Origin of the sequence: Comamonas suwonensis (genome assembly GCF_012844455.2) — a bacterium.
GTDB classification, from domain to species: domain Bacteria; phylum Pseudomonadota; class Gammaproteobacteria; order Burkholderiales; family Burkholderiaceae_C; genus Comamonas; species Comamonas suwonensis.
The window spans coordinates 154,527-174,785 of the sequence record NZ_JABBCQ020000010.1 but is presented as its reverse complement, the minus strand read 5'-3'; the positions used below and the strand labels follow the sequence as shown (position 1 = coordinate 174,785).

Genomic DNA, 20,259 nt, shown 5'->3' with positions numbered 1-20,259 from the left:
GCGTCGGCAACTAAGAGCAACGATTGTTTATTGCAACTGCCCCCAGTTCTTAGCCAGTACATAAGCATCGCCCAGCCAAGCTTCCTCGTTGGAAAAAACCAGCACCATGCGATCGTTACCCTTGTTCCAACCGATACGCTGACCACCCCAACCGACAGCCCATGCCGTGTTCGGCGCAATGTCGTTGTCGGTCCAAGTGAGGTAGCCGTAGCTGGCAAACAGCTTGCCGTTCTTGCGCGTGGCCGGTGTTGTGCCATTGGCGATTTGCTTGCTCATGGCTGTGCGCACGAAGTCACCAAAGCAGTCTTGCTGCTTGGATGATTCTTTGACCCACACCGCAAAGCGCATCCAGTCTTCAAGGCGCAAGCGCATGCCGGAATCTGCAAGACCGTTCTGCGCCCGATCTTGGACGTAGAGACCAGCATGCGCTGCCCCCATAGGATTGAGGACTTGCTCCTGAATCCACTGGTTCCAAGGCGTGTTCGTAGCGCGGCTGACCATGATACCCAGCGTCAGGGGGTCGGTGGACTTGTATGCAAAGACTTCGCCTGGTTTGTATGTCGAGAACACACCACGGGCAGCTTGCGTCACTGGGTCTGACGAAACCAGGTCCTCCAGGTTCAGCAGACCGACTCTCCAGTCTTGAACCTGCTCCTTGTTCCAAATGGTGCTGTCCGCATTGATCTGGGCCGTGCCGGACGACATGCGCAACAGATCATGGACTGTCGCTTCGCCAAGAGCCTTGCCCTGTAATTTCGGTATCAACTCACTGGCTTTGGTTTGCAGACTGAGCTTGCCAGCGCAAATGGCTCGACCAACTGCCATGGCTGTGACCGTCTTCCCCATCGAGAAGCCAAAAAACAATGAATTGGCATCGGCGGGCGCTTTGAATTCGGTGTGCAGCACGTTGTCACCATCAAGCAATGCAAAAGCCTTGGCCGGACGATTGGCCATCAGCGTGCGGGCTTCATTGATGACGGTTTGCTCAGCCGCTTTGGCTGATCTGACGTTCAACGCTTTAGGCTGCGGACTCGGGATGGTTTGATACCACCACTTTGGCCCTTTGGGCGTCAGTAGCCAATCGTCTGGTGCGGAAGCTCCGCCGTTACCGGCCACAGGGTTGTTCTGTGCATAACCGAACTGCACCGAGAAGGCCGACAGCACGGCGATTGCAGTGGCCGTCAGCGTGTGCATACAACGCTTTGTGTTCATGTTGCTCTCTTGTTATCTTTGCTTTTGGATAGAGGCTTGCCCACCGGCACATCCGCTGAGCCAGCGAAGACGAGTGACGTGGACAGCCTTGTTGGCTTAGTTCACTGGATTTCTGATCCAGCCTGCGATCTGATCCACCGCTTCACGCTCCATGCCGATAAAGCCATGCCAGTGCTGCGCATCGCATTCATCGCCAGTGGGGTCGGAGCCGCCATCCACCATCATCAGTTTCTTGACGGGCGCATTGCTCAGCCCCTTGAGAATCCAGGACGTTTCCACCGGCTGGCAGTGCCTGCAGGCATCCTTGGCATGGTGGTAGACCAGCACCGGCATTTGGATGGCTTTCAGGTCCTGGAGCGGCACAGCACCAGGGGTGGCATAGCGCACGATGCTGGAGGTCAGCACCAGGCCGGCGATGGCCGGATCGGGCACCTTGATCGCCATGGCCGTCGCTGACACCGTGCCCCGGCTGGTGCCAACGAGCCAGACAGGACGGTCGCTTTTTTGCTTCACGAACTCCAGCACTTTGGCGAGGTCCGTCATGTGCTCGGCCGTGACTCTGTCCGCAAAGTCCAGCTCCTTGCCGTTGGGGCGGCCAAGGATTGCCACATTGAAGCCGTTGGCTGTGAAGTACGGCGCTGAGCGCACCAAAAAATTGCTGCTAGTGGCTTTGCCGTTTTCCACCCTCCCATAGCCACCGCCACCACCGGGAAACAGCAGCACCGTGGCTTTGGCATCCGGAGTCGCTTCCCAAAACACCGTGGTGCTCACCCCTTCGCGAGTCGGAAGCTTGAATGTGGAGCCCTGGGCATGTACTGCAAATGTCGCGGCCATTAAAGCCGCACCTGCACAGAAGCTTCGCCAGAGGTGCTTGAAGGCTGGAGCAATAGGCTTGGAGATCATGTCTCCCTCTCTTTCTCTATTTTTCTGAAATCATGCCCTTGGCAGCACTGGCTGAGCAAGTCGGCACGGCACAAACGGGCATGATTGAGGCTTGAATGCCACTGCTGCGGATTTATGGGAGCTGCAACGGTCGCGTGTCTTGATTCAGACTCAAACTTTGCATCTTCGACATGCCCAGCTCAGACAGTCGCTCCCCTTGGCAGTGCAGGTCTGCAATGCGCTTGCCACTTTGCTCTACCAAGATGCCTTGCTCCGTGGTTGTCCGGCCATACACGACATAGCGGTAGTTGCCCTTGTCAAACGATACATAAGGCAGTGCCTGCGCAGTGGAGCCAGTGTGCGTGCCCTGTTTGAACGCGGTGCTTGCAGTCGCAGCATTCGCCGGGTAGACCATCTCTGGCGCTGCGTCCAGCGGGGCCAGTCGGTACGTCAGCTGACTACCGCTGCTGGCCATGCACAGCGATGCACGCTTTTTGCCGGTCGAGCAGGCAAACACCGGGGTCTCGTCGGCTGAACACAGCGTGGGCACTGCAGCTGTCTGGCCAGGTACAGGCTGCGCGGCTTGGATTTGCTCGTTGATCGTCGCTTGTGGCTGCTGTGGTGGTGCAGCTGACGGTGCAGGCTCCGAAGGTGCTCCTTCGGTCTCGGCTTCCATCTCAGTCATGCTGGCAGATGGTGCGGCAGACATTTGAGCCTCGACTGACTTCTTTGCTGCTGCTTGTGCGCGCAGCATACGGTCATAGCGATCCATGGCTATGTCATGGAAGTAGCCCATGAAAGGCATGAAGCCGTTAAGTGCCACTTGCAATACCCCGGTGTCTTCGGTGCGCTGCACGGTGTATGTCACTTGGCCACGAAGCTTGGTGCCATCCAATACAGCACCTTGCCGTTCGTAGATGGCCCGCATGTATTGCTCCATCTGCGGCTCGGCTTTCACAGCATCTTCCGGCATGACGGTTGTCAGCTGTGCCGAGCACATAGCTTTTCCAGTGTCGGGATTGCTGGCGTCGGTGGTGATGTTCTCCAGAGTAACAGCGGTGTCCTTGACCGTGAACTGGACGCGCTTTTGGCGCTCTTCGCTCATGTCCTTGTGCTGCTTGTCAAACTGCTGCTGGTATATCTGTTTGACCAAGCTAACTGTCTCCGCATCCGCACAAGTTGGCGTCTTGCTGCCACATCCAGCAAGCACGGCTGCAGCCGCGCATGCGCCACTCATTAGAGTTTTTCTCATTACTTCTCTCTCCTGTTTTATGTGTTTTATACGACTCAAATCTTAAAGCATTGTGTCGTATAAGACGTTGGCTCAAAAAGCACATTGGCAGACCCTCTGCGGCCATGAAAGCCAAGGAGTCCGCCCCGCCGCAGCTGAGCACCACGCCAGTGGTGAAGCTTCCCAATGCCGTCACCAAGGCACTGGGGGCCAAGCTGCGCAGCTACCGCGAGCTGGCGCAAAAGTCGCAAGAACAATTGGCGCATGAGGCCGAGGTGGAACGCTCGCGCATCTCCAAGCTGGAGAACGGCCACATCAATCCATCGCTGCTCACACTCGCCACGCTGTGCCATTGCTTGGGCATCACGCTGGCAGAGCTCTTTGATGGCGTGACGGCCACGCTGCCACCAGCATCGCAAGGCGGTGAACTGCGCCGCCGCAACCAGGCGCATGCCGAAAAAATTCCAGTGCCATCCAAAGCGGTCGACACCGATCACCGCGCCAAAAGCTCTAAGGCATAGGCCAGTCACTGCAGCTTGCGCACGCGCACCGCTGCCAGCAGCCGCACCAACTCCGCAGACCACGATTCGGACTCGTAGTGCCAGAACACTGTCCATGGCTTGGCATCATCAGCCGGCAGATGCACTTGTTTGGCGCGACGACTGCCAAGGCCCGTGGTCGGCAATCGCAGCCGTGCATTGAATGCTTGGAAGCTCGGTTCGCCACCGCCAGGGTCCAGCAACAAGATGCGCTGCGGTTGGTGCTTTGATCCAGTTGCGATGCCTTCCACGCCGACTGCCAGCGCCCAATGCCTGGTACGTTGATGCTTGACCGATGCAAAAGCCAGCGCCACCAACTCACCACGCATCAGCCAGTCCAATGCATGCCGATCTACATGCTCTGCGGCTCCGTACTTGGCCGTCAGCTTCAGTGGCAAAGCCAAGCTGTTGACCAGTTCAGCCCACTCTTTGGCGTAAATGCCAGCAAAGTACTTGGGGCCGAAGGCTTTCCAGACCGCAGCCGCCACTCCATGCTTGCGCTGGCTCATGTCGTGCATGGCGGAGGCCTTGGCCAGATCGAAGATCACCAAGATCATGGCCAACACATGCGTGCCACAAGCGCCATCGAGCATGGACTGCTGCATGAAGCAGCGCACCGGCTCTTGGCGCTGTTGCTGTACGGTCAGCACATGGCCGGTCTGCAATGCCGCATGCACGCGCTGAAAACCGTAGGTGGTTCCAGATGCACGTGCCACCATCAGTAGTCTTCCGGCAAGAGCAGCGTGGTCACGCTGCGATTGGCTTCGGTGATGATCCAGATCGTGGGCAAGCAGCTGCGCTTGTCTTGCGGCGTCTGCTGCAGTCTTTCGGCGTCCACCAGTCGGTAGACACTCATCACACGCATGCCCTGCTGGACCGACAGCTCATTGGTAGCTTTGTCTTCGACGCAGCAGTCGCCCCAGTCACCGTGCACATGGCGTGAGATCAATGCCAGCGCACTAAAGCCGGTTTGCTCCAGCAGCGCCAAAGCACCTGGTGTTGCGACCATCTGGCCCAGCGCAAAGCGTGGGGCATTGCTCATCAACGTCATGCGGCGAGCTGCTGTGGGTTGAGAAGAATTTGCTGACATGGAATTACTCCTTGGTTGAACGTCAGACGCAAGAACTCCACGCGCGAACCACCGACACCGCTGCCCCACATGGGCGAGCACTGTCCTCCGCATGCGTGGAAACGGATAAAAAAAGGACCGTCAAAGCGGTCCATGAAGAGATCAAGAATTCAAAGTGGCAGTGACTTCACACCGCCAGTGCAGGCGTGCTACGGCAGCTGTTGAAGTGCATTCAGCAACGCGGCATAGGTCGCATGGTGTTGGCTCACAATCCGCACCACATCCGCAGACATGGGCAGCAGCGCCGCCAATGTGCAGCACAGCGATTGCGTGCCATCAGAGTTCTGCCAGCTTGGCAGCTCCAGCAAGCGCAGCGTGCCCAACCGGCCATTCAGCGTGGCGTTGACCGCAGCCAGATCGGTGGCCCACCATGCGGCCAGCAACGCGCGCTGCGAACGCTCTGGCAACTGCAGATACGGCCACGCGCCACCGCCGTAATTCAGATAAGCGCACAGCAGATGCAGTTGCTCAACAGCTGACAAATCCAGCTGCTTGCCCAGACGCTCCAAGTTGCAAGCCACCGGGGCCACATCCAACGGCAACGGTGGACACGGCAACGCCATCAAGCGCTCGAACACCACCGCAGGCTCCATCGGCTGATCCGGGGTCACGGAGCCAAGAAACGCAGGCACTTCAAAGAAGCACGGACTTTGCGCACGTCCCAGTGCTGGCCAGTACAGCATCTCCAGCTCACTCGACACATCAACCAGCTGCTCCGCACTGAGCATGTCGGCCAGAACCGGCAACAAGCGCTGCAGCAGCACGATGCGGTGGTGGCGGCGAAATGCCAAATTGCTCGGGTGATTCAACTCGGGAATCAGGCAGTGATTCATCGAATAATGCTCTGTGCACATAATAAAAATCAGCGATATTTACTGATACATAAATTCATCAGAAAATTTGATTAATTAATGCATGGTGTTATTATATACAAAAGACCAAAAAAATACTGTATTTTATTAATTTTGCAACATTGTCGAAAACTAAATGTCGCGAAGTTATAAATCCAAATGCGAGTCGCTGTGTAAATTACAAAAAAGCCAGTGCATCTGCACTGCAATCCAGTGTCTCAGCCACACCTCTACAAACGGCAAGGCACTCACTGAGTGCAACAACTTGCTGCGCCGGCACGTACTCGCCAAGCCCTTCAATCGCCTATCTGATTCTAGGTAGCGATAAATCGCAATTACCATTAAATAGAAAGACAACTCTCATGAGTAAACAACGTTCAACCGCTTTGGCAGAGGATAAATCGCGCCCTCAAAAAACAAAGCAGAAAACTCTAAGGAAAAACAAATCAATCAAAACATTTAACTGCAACACTGTTCAAGAATATATAGATGCCAGCCAATCCAGCTCCACAAAACGTGCTTATGCGTCTGATGTGCGGCATTTCTTGACACATGGCGGCAGCATTCCCTGTACACCCAAGCGATTAGCGAAATACTTGGCAGAGTTTGCGAATGCAGGCTTGGCGGTTGCTACGTTGACGCGCCGCGTCACAGCCATACATAAAGCGCACTTGCAGCAAAAGCATCCCTCCCCGGCCCGTAGCGAGATCGTCAAGCAAGTCATGCAAGGCATACGCCGCACGCTGAGCACCAAACAGCGGCAAGTGAAGCCACTGATCAAGGAAGACCTGCTAGCCGCACTAGCTTTCATGGAGCACCGCCAGATGCCGGTCAAAGCAGCACGTGATCAGGCATTGCTGCTGGTGGGCTTTGCTTCTGCAATGCGGCGCTCTGAACTGGTGAAGATTCGTATGGAGCACCTGCATCCCTCAGCCAGCGGCATTGAGATTGAGCTACCGATCAGCAAAACAGATCAAGAGCGGCGCGGGCGCACAGTGTTCATTCCACGCGCGACTGGCACACACTGCCCTGTCACTGCCCTGCTTCATTGGCTGACTGTCGCTGGCATCCATGAAGGCTATGTTTTTAGAGCAGTAAACCGCCACGGCCAGATTGCCAGCCAAGGACTGTCAGCCCAGTCTGTAGCTCTCATCGCAAAAGCCGCCGTAGCACAAGCTGGCGTAGATGCCAAGCACATCAGCGGCCACAGCTTGAGAGCTGGCTACTGCACCAGTGCAGCCGAACAAGGATTGCAGCCGTGGCAGATACGCGAGCAGACGGGGCACAAGTCAGATGTGACGCTGGTCAAGTACATACGCAGAACCACACAGCGGGCTATACCAAGCCTGCTTTGATGCGCCGTCCATCTGGTGTGAAGAACCTGCTCGCACAAGGCAACGGCAGCTGTGCAGCGATTGCGGAGGTTCATGTTGGCTGCCCGAACTGCCGGTTTCAGCCAGATAGCAGTCATCCCGAGTACATCGTCAGCTAATCCTCACTGGCTGGTTTCTGGTGTGTAGCTGACAGTGAGGGCAAGCAGCCAAGATGGAGCTCAAGGTCCGCTCTCATCTGATATGAAGGGGCGTTATCGACCCATAGCAGACATGCCAGTTAGATAAAAACGTGTTTCTCAGCACCAAGGACAAGGCTTAAGCACCGATTTGGTAGGCTCCAGCTTTGCATTTGAGATTTCTGCATGTTGGAAAGTTACGCTCTCTTTTTTACAGCCTCACTCTTGCTTCTTGTTGTGCCTGGACCAGATATGTTGGCCATCGTCAGCCGTGGCGTAAACATGGGAAAAAAAATGGCGTTTGTAACAACTATTGGCTATCTGATAGGGGACTTAATTCAGACGCTACTTGTTGCACTAGGTCTTGCCGCATTCCTTGCAGCACATCCAATGATGCTTGATATCTTGCGATTGGCTGGGGCGGCATATTTGGTTTATCTGGGGATAGCAAGCATTGTTCATCGCGGCACTCAGAGCCTGGGCCAACCAGGCACTTCACAAACAAACCACTGGGGACAGGTACTCCGCCAAAGCATCGTAGCCAGCGTAATAAATCCCAAAACTGCTTTATTTTTTATTGCATTCCTGCCGCAGTTCGTCAAGGCAGAGTTGGGGCATCCAACGCTTCAAATCTTAATGTTGGGCGTGCTATTTGCAGTGATAGCTTTTGCTGCATATGCACCTGTGGCTTGGTGTGCAGGCAGTCTAGGGCAATACTTGAATCGCTCCCCTCGTATCCAGCGCTGGTTACCTTGGGTATCTGGAAGCATCTTTATCGGCTTAGGGGTCACTCTAGCCTTCAATCCAAGCAACGTCTCAGAGAGCTAGTGGACGCATTAGGCATGTCTGCTTCTGGCCGACAGCGTGAGTTCAGTGTGCGCTCTGACAGCAGTCATTCGACTTGTGCTTAGGAATCGCTCGACAGGCCGCTATCGGCGGCCTGTACGAAGTGGTGCTCTCGGCCATTAGCAGTCTTTCAAAGTAGGGCCCCTGGGCAGAAGACCCTACCGTACCGTCCTAGTTACATCCAACTGATACAGCTCCAACTGCCAGCCTTAAGAAGCCAGACCTTAAAGCCCGCGTGATCTATCGGAAGAAGGGACATCGGCCAAACACACTAAGTGCTCATGCAAGAGTTATCATCGAATCTCGATATCGACATTCGATATGACAAAAAAACCAACACCAAACACACTAGAGCACCACGACCTTCTGTCCGGGTTTATTCGCCTGCATGTGCTGCACCATGCTGCCGAACAGGAAATTTATGGGCAATGGATGATCGACGAGCTAGCTCATCACGGCTACCGCCTGTCTCCTGGAACGCTCTACCCGATGCTGCACAAGATGGAGCGGGACGGCTACCTTGTCTCGCGGCAGGAGCGCGAAGGGCGCACGGTGCGCAAGCTCTACACGATCACGAGCAAGGGCAAAGAAGGCTTGGCGCTGGCCAAGGAGCGCATCCGGGAGTTCACCGGGGAGGCAATGCACAAATGACCGATTCCACCAACACCTTGTCGCACGAAACCACTCCCGCGCGGGGAACGACTGCCGAAGTCTTTGGCGCCTTTCTCAAACTAGGCCTGACCTCCTTTGGTGGACCCATCGCTCACCTAGGCTATTTCCGATCGGAGTTTGTCGAGCGCCGCCGCTGGCTGGATGACCGCAGCTATTCCGATCTGGTAGCCCTGTGCCAGTTCCTACCCGGACCGGCCAGCAGCCAAGTCGGAATGGCGCTGGGGCTAGGCCGCGCAGGCTGGTCTGGATTGCTGGCAGCCTGGGCGGGCTTTACTTTGCCGTCTGCTATTGCATTGATCCTGTTTGCCTTCGGCATCGCTGAATACCAGGGTCTGGCGCAGTCTGGCTGGGTACATGGACTCAAGGTTGTCGCCGTGGCCATCGTGGCGCAGGCTGTATGGGGTATGGCTAAGTCACTGTGTCCAGATCGACCCCGTGCTGCACTCGCAATTCTGGCAGCACTGCTGACCATGATCTTGCCCTCGGCGCTGGGACAGGTTGCCGCCATCGCGGTGGCGGGGTTGCTGGGATGGTGGCAATTAAAGATAGCTCAACCTGGCGGTGGCCAGGCACATAGCTACCCGGTTTCGCGCAAGCTGGGCATTGTTGCACTGCTGTTGTTTGCTGCACCGCTCGTCGGATTGCCATTGTGGGCAGCAGTCACGGGCTCGTCCACGATAGCTCTGCTGGAAGGGGTATATCGTTCCGGCGCACTGGTCTTCGGCGGTGGACACGTTGTCTTGCCACTGCTGCAAGCTGCGGTGGTGCCTAGCGGCATTGTGAGCAATGCCGACTTCTTGGCTGGCTACGGTGCAGCGCAGGCCGTGCCAGGACCATTGTTCACGTTCTCAGCCTACCTTGGCGCAGTCGCCTACGGCCCGCTGCATGGCTGGATTGGTGGTCTAGCGCTGCTGGCCACTATCTTTCTCCCCGCTTTTTTCATGCTCATAGGTGCGTTGCCATTCTGGGAAGGGCTGCGTCATCGCGCTGGCATTCAAACAGCCATGGCCGGCATCAACGCCGGGGTGGTAGGCATTCTGGTATCCGCCCTGTATGACCCGGTGTGGACGAGCGCGATCCATAGCAAGTCGGATTTTGGGCTGGCATTGCTGTCATTCGGGCTGCTGACTGTGGGGCGCGTTCCGCCAGCATTAGTGGTTCTGCTGGCCGGGCTGTCGGGCTGGGTCATGGCGATAGGCCTCTGAAACGTTCTTCACAGCAGACAGCCAAACAAGCCATGCCAACGTCGGCTCTGGGTCGACAGTTCTATTTCGACGCCTATGAAAGCAGTCACTCGGCCTAAGCCTGCTTTCAATGACGGCTTTGAAAGGTAGAGCGGACCTGCAATGACGAACCAGTGCAATGACGGCTTTCGTTGACAGCAGTCATTGCCCGTTTTGAGCTGAAAGACAGCAACCAGCCTAGAGCCGTCAGCCGCAGAAGCATCAACAGACAGCACCCCCCTAACGGAGCCGCTAACAACAAGCGGGGAAAACGACCACCGAATAATCGAGTCAACGCTAACCCACCCACCTATTGGTGCTTTCGTTTTCGACAAGACCGTCAAAAAACAGATGGGTCTTTTGGTTTCGGTCAACAGTCACTAATTGCACGCGAGATGACCACCATGGACCGACAGGACAGACCAACGCTCAAACCAGTTTTCGTCGCTTAGGTCAATGACGCTAGAAGCTGCCAGAACATTCGTGCCGCGTTTTTCTGCTATCGGCAATAGTGCGCGGCAATGCATATCAAAAGCGCTGCTGCACAGCAATAAAAATGGCCAGACAGCGCATGCCATCCAGCCATAGGATTCAGAGCAGCAACTATCCAGTTGCGCAACGCTGAGGCTCTACTTGCGGTTGTGGGGAGGCTCAAACGCAGCGGGCGGAAAAATTCTGGATTCCCGCAACGCTGCACAAGCCTGCTCCCACAGCTGCGCCGGCTGCCACCACGTAGCTTGGTGACTGCGCCAGTACTTGGGAACGCTGCGCGCGTACTCAGTGTGCTTGAACGCAGCCAGCGTGGCTTTCACGCCGTCTTGACGGCACATTGCCTGGAACGCTTTCTCGATGAGTGGAGGCAACTCGGAGCCAGCAGCAGATAGATCAGCGAAGCTAAAGCGCTCAAAGCGGTTGGTTTGCTGCGGCAGCTTCCACAAGGGAAGCCCCAGCATCTTCTTGCCACGCACTTCAACACGTGTGGTCTCGCAGCCGTTGATGGCTTTCTTGAGCTGTCTGATCCGGTTGGCTGTCAGCGGATCAGCGTTTGTGCCTGTGCTGCCTGTTCTTGCGATCTCCATGACCGCTGCATGTACGCGCTCAAGGTGCTTGTCATAGACAGTGGTTTGATAGTTGCTCTCGACGCTGCCAAAGTTGTAGCCTTCGATGATGCCCTTGGCGTTAACACGCTTACCGAACACCGTCATAAGTTGGCCGTTTTTGTACTGCACCAATACTTTGTCTAGGGCCAGGTACAGAATGTCGACAGCAACATGAAACACTTGGAGCAGCGGCTCACGCATCAAGCGGTTGTACTCACGGTGACCGATGATGCGACGCATGACCGCGTGAAGCTTTTCAACATCACCAGACTGCATTTTTGCGGGGTTGCATTCAATCCGTAGGCCGCATTTTTGGCGTACAGGGTCAACTGCCACGAGCTGAATTAGGGCATTACTTTTCCCATCAAACAGAACGTGGACATTGATGCAGTACTTAGGGCCTGCTAGAAAGGCCCATGCACAATTTCCAGCTTTGATCTCTGCTTTTACGTTGCTGAGGACGCTTTGATAGTCAGGGTGCTCGCGGTCATTGCTGCAGCGCCACTTCAGCTTCCATGCCAGACGATCCACGACAGGCATCAGGGGTTTGGGACGTAGTTTCATACCATTGCTTTTTGAACTTGGTGGACGAACTCGATGGCTGTCACGCACATCGATTGCATCTGGTGCATGGAGCTGTGGCCTGATCTCCGCCAGTTCGAGCGCTATGTCGCAGGCGTGCCCGCCGTAGCGGTTTGCGGGCGTGATGAGGCACAGAGCACCATGCTGTCGATGCTCAAGTTATTTACAGTTTTTGTTTGCGCTGAGTGCAGATGAGCACTGAACAGCGTTGGTGCACCGGATACAGCTTGCCTAGCCCGGTGGGGCTTGCGCCGTTTTGCCGAGCTGCTGTGATGGTGGTGGTGGGTAGCTCTATGCCGGTAGTAGTACAGCTATAGATCAGTACTCGTGCATATCTACATAGCTACAGCTATTGATTGCATACTTATTAGAGCTACCAGAAACATGGCTAGTCGAATGTGTTGGAACACTGATTGCACACAGAGCCCCAACACCAAGCTACTAACGATTTTTCTTCTTGGGTTTGGCGTCGTTGCGCGTGTTGCGCTCGTTGCGGCTGGCTCGTGCAACGGGTTTGACGCAATCCAAGTCGTCCAGATCATCACCGTCGTCATAGTCCTCGGACTCGGCAGTTTGATCATCGCCCGCAGAACCGGCGTCATCAGTGCCTTCGCTCTCAATGGGGTCCAGGCCGCATGCTTCAAGCCATTCGTCCAACATTCGAGCATCCCAACCCTTCGGCACGGAAGTAGAGACAAAGCTAAGCTTGCGGCTTACATTCGACTTATTGAGATTGACGATCTCGCCAATCTTCTCCAGGCTCCAATCGTCGGCTTTGAGAATTGCCATCAGCCGTGTTCTCAGGTCATCAGCAACGTAGGGGGTGATTTCAGATTCAAGACCATCATGACCCATCCGTATACAGCAGAGCACCTTGCCACTGGCTGGACTCAATGAACTCGCCAGTTGAGGACACGAGATTTCAAAGGCCTGCTCGTAGCCAGGGTTGGGATCACGTGGCGTGACCACGAAAATTTCGTTTGCGACAGATGAGTATTTATCACTGTCAACAACTCCTGGACAGAACATGATGACGCGAGTGTCATGCTCTTCGGCCATCCGATTCAGTTGCAGAAGGCCTCGAAAATCAGGCTCAGTACCTGAAGGCTGCGTCAGAAAAACATAGCCGCCAGACTTCAACGCCTTCAAATTGAGCAAGATGAAAACGGCTGCGGGACTGGTCCAATCCAAGACCGAAGAAGTCGCACGCTTCAAGAATTCGCACTTCTTGAGCTCCGATGCGATGAGGCCCAGTTTGGCACGAGTAGCGCTTAATTGTTCGAGTTGCCGTGCAGGCCCGCTATCCATGAAAAAAATGTTGTCGCGTTCAGGCGTAGGAACAGGCAAACACGACGATGCGTGAACCAGTGCCTTGACCATCGTTGCTTGACACAGAAGGGCTTGTCCGTCATTGATCGGCCCGACCATCAGTGTCACGCCAGATTTGAGGTCACAGTGCCCTGCTACAACCTGTGCCAAGGCACTCAGAATTTTTTCCTTTTTAAAGGGGAGGGTTTTGAGCTTCATGCCACACCGCCTTCTTGCTGACTGTCGCGTTTTGCGATGCAAGATTGAATGTAAGCGTCGATCTCGCTTGCTGGCCAGCCTTTCATACGCGGGCCAATCGGAACCCCCGGCGGAATTTTTCCAGCCTTAATGAAGGCATAGAAAGAACTGTTAGACATGCCCAGCAAACGCAGTACTTCACGCTTACGGAGCAGGGTTTCGCGCTTTTGTGCAAGCGCTTCTTGAATCAACTTCTGCATGGCTTTTTCCATCAATGCTATGAGCTTGCGATGGAGGCCAGGCGTCCCTGCTTGCATCCATCTGTATCGCGATGGATTAATTAGAAATTTAATGAAATAAAAAAAATACCGCAATTGCTGAAAAATAATCGCAATTGCGGTTGATTTTTTATTTTTTCAAGAAGTTGATTACTATATTTTTAGTTCATTATGTTATTCATCTTTTTAAACCACAATGCTAATGTTGAAGCACCTATAGGTATACTCGCATCCTTTTTTTTCACCCAATCTATAACAGCTTGAGGGCTGCGCTCTCCTTTTGAATTTCTATACTCTCCAACAGAATTTTCAAGTATCACGTCGAGAACATAAAGAACATTTTTCTCAAACTTTGCATTAGGTTCAAGAACAGGAGGGGCGGTGTCTAATTTCAATCCATTTCGCATCTCATGCATATCGACCCAATTTAATTTTTCAGCATATATGCAATACTCTGAGAGTTCAATATAATTTTCATTCGCCTTTTCTCCTGATTTCAAGTGATCTTCTACAACTCCTATTTCATACCCCATAAGAGTTGTCAGAATATCCATTCTATCTTTATATATTTGATAGCGATCAGGGGCGTGCTGTTTTAGAACACTCCTCACACTTGGGTGTGGCTCAATGTTCATCCCAAGCAAAGTAGCTTGCCATGGCCGAGCCAGTTTTCGTTGATACCAATGATCCCAGCGAGGCATTTTTAATGCATCTAATCCTGGTGGCGAGCTTTTTCGCTCTTCAAAAATAAAATCCTCAGAATCACGTTCAAGCGACAGCTGAAATCCATCAGGCGTATGCTTTAAAATATATATTTTTTCTTTGTTAGGCATTTTTATTCCATTAAATTTCCAGCTCAACGTTTGCAGCCAATATTTTTGCTTTGCGTACTATTTCACGCACACTCTCACCTTTACACCATGCATCAATCATGTCGGCCCATGCCTGTAGCATTACACGTCGCTGCTCCCCATATTCAGCTTTGTTGTAGATTCCGCGAATGCTCCCCTCCTCATGAGCTAGACATTTTTCAATCCAATCTCTATTGAAACCAGCTTCATTAAGTAGTGATGATGCTGTTCTTCTTAAATCATGAACTGTAAAATTTTCAAATTCTTCCCCTTGGGAATTTATTGATTTAACTGCTACTTCGATAACACGATTAAGTGTTGCATTGCTTATCGGCGTATTCATATCATAACGACCTGGATGAAGGTGGTTAGATGTTGAAAAGCAGGTTTTGAATGTAATAAGAATATCTTGTGCTTGATTGCTTAAATAAACTACATGCGCTTTTCCGGTCTTCATGCGCTCTTTGGGAATTGTCCAGGTCGCATTATCAAAATCAACCTCATCCCATGTGGAATTTATGAATTCGCCCTTGCGAACCATTGTCAACATGACGAAGCGTAAAGCTAGGCGGAGTGTTGCGGCAGTGGCTGTTGTATCTAAAGCTTCAAGAAATTTTCGTATTTCTCTTGGGCTTAGCGCACGATCTCTCGCTTTGAATGTCGCTATATCGCTGGGGCGAATGGCTTCCGCGGGGTTTGGCGCCGAAAATGACTTATCTTTTGCCGCCGCAAAGCGGTACACCAGCAAGACTATCTCGCGCACTTGAACAGCTGGTGCAGAAGCACCTTTTTCGCGAATGCTTTCGCAGTGTTTCATTAACTGCGCTGGTAATCCCCCCTTAAACCATTGCTCTGAGAAGTAGAGCTATGCGGCCATGGCAAGCCGCTGTTTGGGGGTGATGCCGCCCAATGCCATATTTGGGCGTTCATGGTTGTACCGCCACATCCATTGCGTGGCGTAATCTCGAACTTCATCAAGATTGCGCCAATGGTACTGCGACAGCCATTCATAGCGAACGGTCCTGTTGAAGCGCTCCACATAGGCATTTTGCTGAGGCTTGCCTGGCTGGATGTATTCCAAACGGATACCTTTGGCGCTCGCCCAGTTTTGCAGGGTTGCGCTGACGTATTCGGGCCCGTTGTCACAGCGAATCACTTGCGGCTTGCCACGCCACTGCATGATTTGCTCCAAGACCCGAATCACACGCTGCGCGGGCAATGAGAAGTCCACCTCAATACCCAGTGCTTCACGGTTGAAGTCATCAATGACGTTGAGCAGCCGGATACTGCGGCCATCTTCAAGCTGGTCATGCATAAAGTCCATTGACCAAACAACATCTGGGTTTGCTGGCACTGTCAGTGGCTCAGGTTTGGCACGCTCCAAGCGCTTGCGTGGCCGAATGCGCAAATTGAGCTCCAACTCCCGGTAAATCCGGTAAACCCGCTTGTGGTTCCATTTGAAGCCTCTGACGTTGCGCAAATACAGGAAGCACAAACCAAAGCCCCAATTGCGGTTGTTATCCGTCAGGCGCAGCAGCCACTGCGCAATCTCATCGTCCTCGATACAGCGCTGTGCCTTGTACCTGTAGCAGGCCTGACTAATTTGGAACGCTTGGCAAGCCAAGCGAATGCTCATCCCTCGGCGTATCACTGCAAGTTCTGCCATCTCGCGTCTGCGAGATGGCTTCACCACTTTTTTGCAAGCGCCTCCGCCACCACCTCTGCCTTGAGCTTTTCTTCGATGTACATCTTGCGCAGCCGGCGGTTCTCTTCTTCGAGCTCCTTCATACGAGCCATCAACGAGGCATCCATTCCGCCGAACTTGGCACGCCACTTGTAGAACGTAGCTGCACTGATGCCAAGTTCACGGCACAGCTCGGGCACAGCCAAGCCAGCCTCTGCACGCTTGAGCGCATCGATGATTTGGCTGTCTGTAAAACGTGACTTCTTCATAGTAGAGATTCTCCTTGCGAGGTCTCTACTTCTCAAGACGCTGGTTTTACGGGGGGATTACCCGCTGGCTTGATTTCGTCAAGCTTCAGCTTGCCAAAAGGGCCCTCCAGATAGCGTTTATAGACAGAGCGCCGCATGGCGATGGTCGAATCGGCCAAACGTGCACTGTTGTTGGGGTCCGCTTTGTCGGCGAAATAGCGCTCAGCCCAGCTTGAGAAAGTCAGCGCGTCTGCTGCTTCTTGTCGCTTTTCAACTTTGCTTCTGGATGGTGATTCACCCGCTTCGACGCTGCGTCTAGCTGTTGCAAGTAGCGCACGTGCTTCTGCCAGGGAAACGGATAGACCGAACTCAAGCTCGCTTGACTCACGGGAGGACTTTGATCCGAGAGACTCGTCATAGCGGCCAATGGTCAGCGTTTCACGTCTGCCATTGAGACGGTAGTCGTATCGGAACGACTTGGTTCCAGCAGGGGAGACCGAGACGTACATGCCGTCTCGGTCAGCAATTTTAAATGCCTTGTCTTTAGGGCGCAGTTTGCGCAGTTCTGTGTCTGTGAGCATGGCTGCCTTTCTTTAAAAACTTTACCGTCACAACACGTGTCGGTAAAGAAAAGCAGCGCCTCAGGAAATCACGGATTTACCGTCAAATTTGCCGTAAAACTATGTGGTTTTCGTTGCACCGTATAGGATTGCGAAAAACACTTAACTCTTTGAAATTCAAATAGTTATGCGAAATCCAAGACGCTGCTGGACGTCTTGGAATCACTGTAAATTATTCCCACTCGATGGTCGCTGGTGGCTTGGTGCTCACATCGTAGGTCACGCGGTTGATGCCGCGCACTTCGTTGATGATGCGCCCGGACACCTTCTTGAGCAGGCCGTAAGGCAGCTCGGCCCAGTCGGCGGTCATGAAGTCGCTGGTGACCACAGCGCGCAGGGCCACGACGTAGTCGTAGGTGCGGCCGTCGCCCATCACGCCCACGCTCTTGACGGGCAAGAACACCGTGAAGGCCTGGCTGGTCAGGTCGTACCAGCTTTTGCCAGTGGCTTCGTCGATCCAGTTGTTCAGCTCTTCGATGAAGATGGCGTCGGCGCGGCGCAGCAGGTCGGCGTATTCCTTCTTCACTTCACCCAGAATGCGCACACCCAGGCCTGGGCCGGGGAAGGGGTGGCGGTAAACCATGCCACGGGGGAGGCCCAGGGCCACACCCAGCTCGCGCACCTCGTCCTTGAACAGGTCGCGCAGGGGTTCCAGCAGCTTCAGGCCCAGTTGCTCAGGCAGACCGCCCACATTGTGGTGGCTCTTGATGACCACAGCCTTCTTGGATTTAGCGCCGCCGGACTCGATCACGTCGGGGTAAATCGTGCCCTGGGCCAGGAAGGTTGCGCCCTTGCTGCCGGCGTTGGCGGCCTTGAGCTTGGACGCTTCGGCCTTGAACACGTCCACAAACAGGCCGCCGATGATCTTGCGCTTGGCTTCGGGCTCGTTCACGCCGGCCAGCTTGCCCAGGAACAGGTCGGCGGCATCGACGCGGATGACCTTGGCGTGCAGCTTGCCTTCAAACATGTCCATGACCGCATCGCCCTCGTTCAGGCGCAGCAGGCCGTGGTCGACGAATACGCAGGTCAGCTGGTCGCCGATGGCGCGGTGGATCAAGGCTGCAGCGACGGAGGAATCCACGCCACCGGACAGACCCAGAATCACTTCCTCGTCACCCACTTGCTCGCGGATCTTGGCCACGGCTTCTTCGATGTAGTCGCCCATGATCCAGTCGGCTTGCGTGCCGCAGATGTCTTTGACAAAGCGGTTGAGCATGGCCGCGCCCTGCACGGTGTGCGTGACTTCGGGGTGGAACTGCACGGCGTAGTAGCGACGTGCTTCGTCGGCCATGCCGGCGATGGGGCACGATGGCGTGGAGGCCATGACCTTGAAGCCGGGTGGCAGCTCGGTGACCTTGTCGCCGTGGCTCATCCAGACCTTGAGCATGCCGTGACCTTCAGCCGTGGCGAAGTCTTCAATGCCTTCCAGCAGCTTGGTGTGGCCATGGGCGCGCACTTCGGCGTAGCCAAACTCACGGGTGTTGGAGCCTTCGACCTTGCCGCCCAGTTGGGTGGCCATGGTCTGCATGCCGTAGCAAATGCCCAGCACGGGCAGGTTCAGCTCGAACACGGCGTCTGGCGCGCGGTCGTCCACTTCGTAGACGGAGGCGTGGCTGCCGGACAGGATGATGCCCTTGAGCTTGCCGTCGGCGGCGAATTCGCGCACCCAGTCGCTGCTGACATCGCAGGGGTGCACTTCGCAGTACACATGGGCTTCGCGCACGCGGCGGGCAATCAGTTGGGTGACTTGCGAGCCGAAGTCCAGAATGAGAATCTTGTCGTGTTGCATGGTGTTCAAGGGCAAGAGGGTGACAAAAGGGATCAGAAATCTTCCGGTGCCAGCAACTGCACACCGCTTTTGCGGGCGGCAGCTATCTGGGCAGGGTCGAAAGTGGCTAAGGGCAGGCGCAGCGACTGCGCCAGCCACAGATAAGCGGCGTCGTAGGTGGGCAGGCCCGTGACCAGCGCCACATCCAGCACCGCCTTGTGCTGAGCGGGGGCCAGGTCGTGCAGCTCTACGCGGTGGCGTATGGCTTCCAGCACGCCCCACAGGCCTTCCACCGAGCTTTGCGGGATGCGGCCATTATTCACGCCCGAAGCAATCAGGTTGCCGCATTCCCACTGCCAGACATTGGGGGCGTGGGGGTCCACCTCATCGCGGCGGATGCGGGTGTAGAGGCGCTGGGTGTGTTCGCTTGCGTCATCGGGCAGCAGCCATGCAGCGGTGACGGAGGCATCGAGGATGAAAGCGCTGGCGATCATGCCTGGCTCCGGCCTGTATGGCGCAGATTCGCTATTGAATCAGTAGCTGCTTGCGCTTTTACTGTCTGCTGTAGAGCTGAAATTTGTTCTAACTCGCGTGCAATCTGCTCATCGGTAATGACGGGCTTGCGGCGTACGGGGAGCATGCGCACGACTTCTTTGCCGTGGCGCGTGATGCGCACTTCTTCGCCTTGCTCGACCATTTCGATCAGGGCGGAGAACCGTGTTTTCGCTTCGTAGATGCCGACAGATTGCATGGAGTGGAAATTGAAGAGGCTGAGCCGATATTTGAATCAGGCCAGATTTTAGCACTCTGACTAGAAATAAGAATTCTGGTCAAAATACTGTGGGTAAGGTGAGCGCTGCGTCAGTACAAGGTAGTGCGGGGTAATGTCTAACAGGTATGTAGTAAGCAGTAAGGGGCTGAATAGTCAGGTGGTTCTAGCACCAGCGTTGCCCGCCACGCTTTACATGAGAGACCAGCTTGTTTTCAACCTCCTGGTCTCACCGAGGTCTTTGCACTCGCCCGCAGCGCTCAAAAACGCAATCTAAATCTCAATGTGCCAGTTGGCTGCTTGAACGGTCACATTCACTTCGCGAATCTTGCGCGACAAATCATCGGCCTGCTTTTGCAAGCTGGCCACATCGATTTGGGCAATCCATTTGATTTCGCGCTGGCTGTAGCGGTCCACATCCTTGTGTGTTGCCGCAATGGCGGCGTTCAGCAGCGAATGCTGCGCAATCAAGGTATCGCGCAGTGCCAGTACATCGGCAAGCAGGCGGCCATCTGCCAGTCGGGTGGATTCGTTGGCGGCATTGATGGTGCGCACCAGTTTCTGCTGTTCTTCAAGCGCTGACGTTGCTTCAGCCAGCAAATCTTCCACTTTTTCTTTAGGCGTTTCGCCCTCTTGCACGATGGCGTTGCGGTTGATGCGCTCGCGCAGCGAGGCCAGCTTTTTATTCAGATCGGCTCTGAGCAACAAGGCTTCGGCAAGTTTCATGGGGGCCCCTGAAAAAACAATAGCAGGGTAGG

Annotated in this window: 21 protein-coding genes and 1 pseudogene; 5 read left to right on the top strand and 17 right to left on the bottom strand. The window is 54.6% G+C overall.

Annotation, left to right across the window (positions count from 1 at the left end):
- Positions 1–27: 27 nt before the first annotated feature.
- The 3 genes from HF327_RS13310 to HF327_RS13300 form a co-directional block, all read right to left on the bottom strand.
- A complete protein-coding gene (locus tag HF327_RS13310; protein ID WP_236024180.1) occupies positions 28–1,212 on the bottom strand; it encodes a serine hydrolase domain-containing protein in 1,185 nt (394 codons plus the stop codon).
- Between the two features lie 96 nt (positions 1,213–1,308).
- Positions 1,309–2,115 carry an alpha/beta hydrolase gene (locus HF327_RS13305; protein WP_003074474.1) on the bottom strand — a complete coding sequence of 269 codons (807 nt, stop codon included), beginning with the start codon at positions 2,113–2,115 and terminating at the stop codon, positions 1,309–1,311.
- Between the two features lie 112 nt (positions 2,116–2,227).
- A complete protein-coding gene (locus HF327_RS13300; protein WP_236024179.1) occupies positions 2,228–3,247 on the bottom strand; it encodes a hypothetical protein in 1,020 nt (339 codons plus the stop codon).
- 203 nt (positions 3,248–3,450) lie between these two features.
- Here HF327_RS13300 and HF327_RS13295 point away from each other — a divergent pair, with 203 nt between their 5' ends.
- A complete protein-coding gene (locus HF327_RS13295; protein ID WP_198460622.1) occupies positions 3,451–3,846 on the top strand; it encodes a helix-turn-helix domain-containing protein in 396 nt (131 codons plus the stop codon).
- A gap of 5 nt (positions 3,847–3,851) precedes the next feature.
- Here the strand turns inward: HF327_RS13295 and HF327_RS13290 are convergent, their stop codons facing one another.
- From HF327_RS13290 to HF327_RS13280, 3 genes are all read right to left on the bottom strand, one after another.
- Positions 3,852–4,583: a hypothetical protein gene (locus HF327_RS13290; protein WP_198460621.1), complete on the bottom strand. Its 732-nt coding sequence runs from the start codon at positions 4,581–4,583 to the stop codon at positions 3,852–3,854.
- On the bottom strand, positions 4,583–4,954 hold the full coding sequence (locus tag HF327_RS13285; RefSeq protein WP_236024178.1) for a type I restriction endonuclease subunit M: 372 nt from the start codon (positions 4,952–4,954) through the stop codon (positions 4,583–4,585). The genes HF327_RS13290 and HF327_RS13285 overlap by 1 nt, the downstream gene beginning before the upstream one ends.
- A 188-nt stretch (positions 4,955–5,142) precedes the next feature.
- Positions 5,143–5,826 (bottom strand): hypothetical protein, encoded by a 684-nt coding sequence (locus HF327_RS13280; RefSeq protein ID WP_198460620.1) that lies wholly within the window; start codon positions 5,824–5,826, stop codon positions 5,143–5,145.
- Positions 5,827–6,206: 380 nt separating this feature from the next.
- On the opposite strand from HF327_RS13280, the gene HF327_RS13275 reads away from it, so the two are divergent.
- The 4 genes from HF327_RS13275 (at position 6,207) to chrA (ending at position 10,077) form a co-directional block, all read left to right on the top strand.
- Positions 6,207–7,199: a site-specific integrase gene (locus tag HF327_RS13275; protein ID WP_042438374.1), complete on the top strand. Its 993-nt coding sequence runs from the start codon at positions 6,207–6,209 to the stop codon at positions 7,197–7,199.
- Positions 7,200–7,540: 341 nt separating this feature from the next.
- The gene (locus tag HF327_RS13270; protein ID WP_198460619.1) at positions 7,541–8,182 is read left to right on the top strand and encodes a LysE family translocator; all 642 of its coding nucleotides are present in this window, start codon (positions 7,541–7,543) and stop codon (positions 8,180–8,182) included.
- A gap of 339 nt (positions 8,183–8,521) precedes the next feature.
- On the top strand, positions 8,522–8,851 hold the full coding sequence (locus HF327_RS13265; RefSeq protein ID WP_003052407.1) for a PadR family transcriptional regulator: 330 nt from the start codon (positions 8,522–8,524) through the stop codon (positions 8,849–8,851).
- Positions 8,848–10,077 carry a chromate efflux transporter gene (gene chrA, locus HF327_RS13260; RefSeq protein WP_046462827.1) on the top strand — a complete coding sequence of 410 codons (1,230 nt, stop codon included), beginning with the start codon at positions 8,848–8,850 and terminating at the stop codon, positions 10,075–10,077. The genes HF327_RS13265 and chrA overlap by 4 nt, the downstream gene beginning before the upstream one ends.
- A 647-nt stretch (positions 10,078–10,724) precedes the next feature.
- Here the strand turns inward: chrA and HF327_RS13255 are convergent.
- The 11 genes and pseudogenes from HF327_RS13255 to HF327_RS13205 form a co-directional block, all read right to left on the bottom strand.
- Positions 10,725–11,807 (bottom strand): hypothetical protein, encoded by a 1,083-nt coding sequence (locus tag HF327_RS13255; protein WP_328701821.1) that lies wholly within the window; start codon positions 11,805–11,807, stop codon positions 10,725–10,727.
- A 411-nt stretch (positions 11,808–12,218) separates the two neighbouring features.
- Positions 12,219–13,304, bottom strand: coding sequence for a hypothetical protein (locus HF327_RS13250; RefSeq protein WP_003074898.1), 1,086 nt, complete (start codon positions 13,302–13,304; stop codon positions 12,219–12,221).
- Complete coding sequence (locus HF327_RS13245; RefSeq protein WP_042438310.1) at positions 13,301–13,543, bottom strand: helix-turn-helix transcriptional regulator; 243 nt, start codon at positions 13,541–13,543, stop codon at positions 13,301–13,303. The genes HF327_RS13250 and HF327_RS13245 overlap by 4 nt, the downstream gene beginning before the upstream one ends.
- A gap of 179 nt (positions 13,544–13,722) precedes the next feature.
- Complete coding sequence (locus HF327_RS13240) at positions 13,723–14,394, bottom strand: hypothetical protein (protein WP_138983846.1); 672 nt, start codon at positions 14,392–14,394, stop codon at positions 13,723–13,725.
- Between the two features lie 10 nt (positions 14,395–14,404).
- Positions 14,405–15,241, bottom strand: a pseudogene (locus tag HF327_RS13235) (tyrosine-type recombinase/integrase); the annotation flags it as partial.
- A gap of 36 nt (positions 15,242–15,277) precedes the next feature.
- A protein-coding gene (locus tag HF327_RS13230; protein ID WP_145914892.1) for an IS3 family transposase occupies positions 15,278–16,365 on the bottom strand; the annotation gives its coding sequence in 2 pieces (ribosomal slippage) (positions 15,278–16,113 and positions 16,113–16,365; 1,089 coding nt in all).
- Between the two features lie 32 nt (positions 16,366–16,397).
- Positions 16,398–16,925 carry an integrase arm-type DNA-binding domain-containing protein gene (locus tag HF327_RS13225; RefSeq protein WP_198460617.1) on the bottom strand — a complete coding sequence of 176 codons (528 nt, stop codon included), beginning with the start codon at positions 16,923–16,925 and terminating at the stop codon, positions 16,398–16,400.
- Positions 16,926–17,136: 211 nt separating this feature from the next.
- Positions 17,137–18,753 carry a glutamine-hydrolyzing GMP synthase gene (gene guaA, locus HF327_RS13220; protein WP_198460616.1) on the bottom strand — a complete coding sequence of 539 codons (1,617 nt, stop codon included), beginning with the start codon at positions 18,751–18,753 and terminating at the stop codon, positions 17,137–17,139.
- A gap of 32 nt (positions 18,754–18,785) precedes the next feature.
- Entirely contained in the window at positions 18,786–19,226 is a 441-nt protein-coding gene (locus HF327_RS13215) for a type II toxin-antitoxin system VapC family toxin (protein ID WP_198460615.1), read from the bottom strand.
- Positions 19,223–19,483, bottom strand: a complete 261-nt coding sequence (locus tag HF327_RS13210) for a type II toxin-antitoxin system Phd/YefM family antitoxin (RefSeq protein ID WP_198460614.1) — start codon at positions 19,481–19,483, stop codon at positions 19,223–19,225. The genes HF327_RS13215 and HF327_RS13210 overlap by 4 nt, the downstream gene beginning before the upstream one ends.
- A gap of 291 nt (positions 19,484–19,774) precedes the next feature.
- A complete protein-coding gene (locus HF327_RS13205) occupies positions 19,775–20,227 on the bottom strand; it encodes a DIP1984 family protein (protein ID WP_198460613.1) in 453 nt (150 codons plus the stop codon).
- Between the last annotated feature and the right edge of the window lie 32 nt (positions 20,228–20,259).

Excerpts from the sequence above, each read along its gene's own strand:
- HF327_RS13215 (WP_198460615.1), bottom strand. The coding sequence starts at position 19,226 with ATGATCGCCAGCGCTTTCATCCTCGATGCCTCCGTCACCGCTGCATGG.
- HF327_RS13305 (WP_003074474.1), bottom strand. The coding sequence starts at position 2,115 with ATGATCTCCAAGCCTATTGCTCCAGCCTTCAAGCACCTCTGGCGAAGC.
- chrA (WP_046462827.1), top strand. The coding sequence starts at position 8,848 with ATGACCGATTCCACCAACACCTTGTCGCACGAAACCACTCCCGCGCGG.
- HF327_RS13285 (WP_236024178.1), bottom strand. The coding sequence starts at position 4,954 with ATGTCAGCAAATTCTTCTCAACCCACAGCAGCTCGCCGCATGACGTTG.
- HF327_RS13205 (WP_198460613.1), bottom strand. The coding sequence starts at position 20,227 with ATGAAACTTGCCGAAGCCTTGTTGCTCAGAGCCGATCTGAATAAAAAG.
- HF327_RS13290 (WP_198460621.1), bottom strand. The coding sequence starts at position 4,583 with ATGGTGGCACGTGCATCTGGAACCACCTACGGTTTTCAGCGCGTGCAT.
- HF327_RS13270 (WP_198460619.1), top strand. The coding sequence starts at position 7,541 with ATGTTGGAAAGTTACGCTCTCTTTTTTACAGCCTCACTCTTGCTTCTT.
- HF327_RS13210 (WP_198460614.1), bottom strand. The coding sequence starts at position 19,483 with ATGCAATCTGTCGGCATCTACGAAGCGAAAACACGGTTCTCCGCCCTG.
- HF327_RS13265 (WP_003052407.1), top strand. The coding sequence starts at position 8,522 with ATGACAAAAAAACCAACACCAAACACACTAGAGCACCACGACCTTCTG.
- HF327_RS13275 (WP_042438374.1), top strand. The coding sequence starts at position 6,207 with ATGAGTAAACAACGTTCAACCGCTTTGGCAGAGGATAAATCGCGCCCT.
- HF327_RS13245 (WP_042438310.1), bottom strand. The coding sequence starts at position 13,543 with ATGCAGAAGTTGATTCAAGAAGCGCTTGCACAAAAGCGCGAAACCCTG.
- HF327_RS13295 (WP_198460622.1), top strand. The coding sequence starts at position 3,451 with ATGAAAGCCAAGGAGTCCGCCCCGCCGCAGCTGAGCACCACGCCAGTG.
- HF327_RS13250 (WP_003074898.1), bottom strand. The coding sequence starts at position 13,304 with ATGAAGCTCAAAACCCTCCCCTTTAAAAAGGAAAAAATTCTGAGTGCC.
- HF327_RS13225 (WP_198460617.1), bottom strand. The coding sequence starts at position 16,925 with ATGCTCACAGACACAGAACTGCGCAAACTGCGCCCTAAAGACAAGGCA.
- guaA (WP_198460616.1), bottom strand. The coding sequence starts at position 18,753 with ATGCAACACGACAAGATTCTCATTCTGGACTTCGGCTCGCAAGTCACC.
- HF327_RS13310 (WP_236024180.1), bottom strand. The coding sequence starts at position 1,212 with ATGAACACAAAGCGTTGTATGCACACGCTGACGGCCACTGCAATCGCC.
- HF327_RS13280 (WP_198460620.1), bottom strand. The coding sequence starts at position 5,826 with ATGAATCACTGCCTGATTCCCGAGTTGAATCACCCGAGCAATTTGGCA.
- HF327_RS13240 (WP_138983846.1), bottom strand. The coding sequence starts at position 14,394 with ATGCCTAACAAAGAAAAAATATATATTTTAAAGCATACGCCTGATGGA.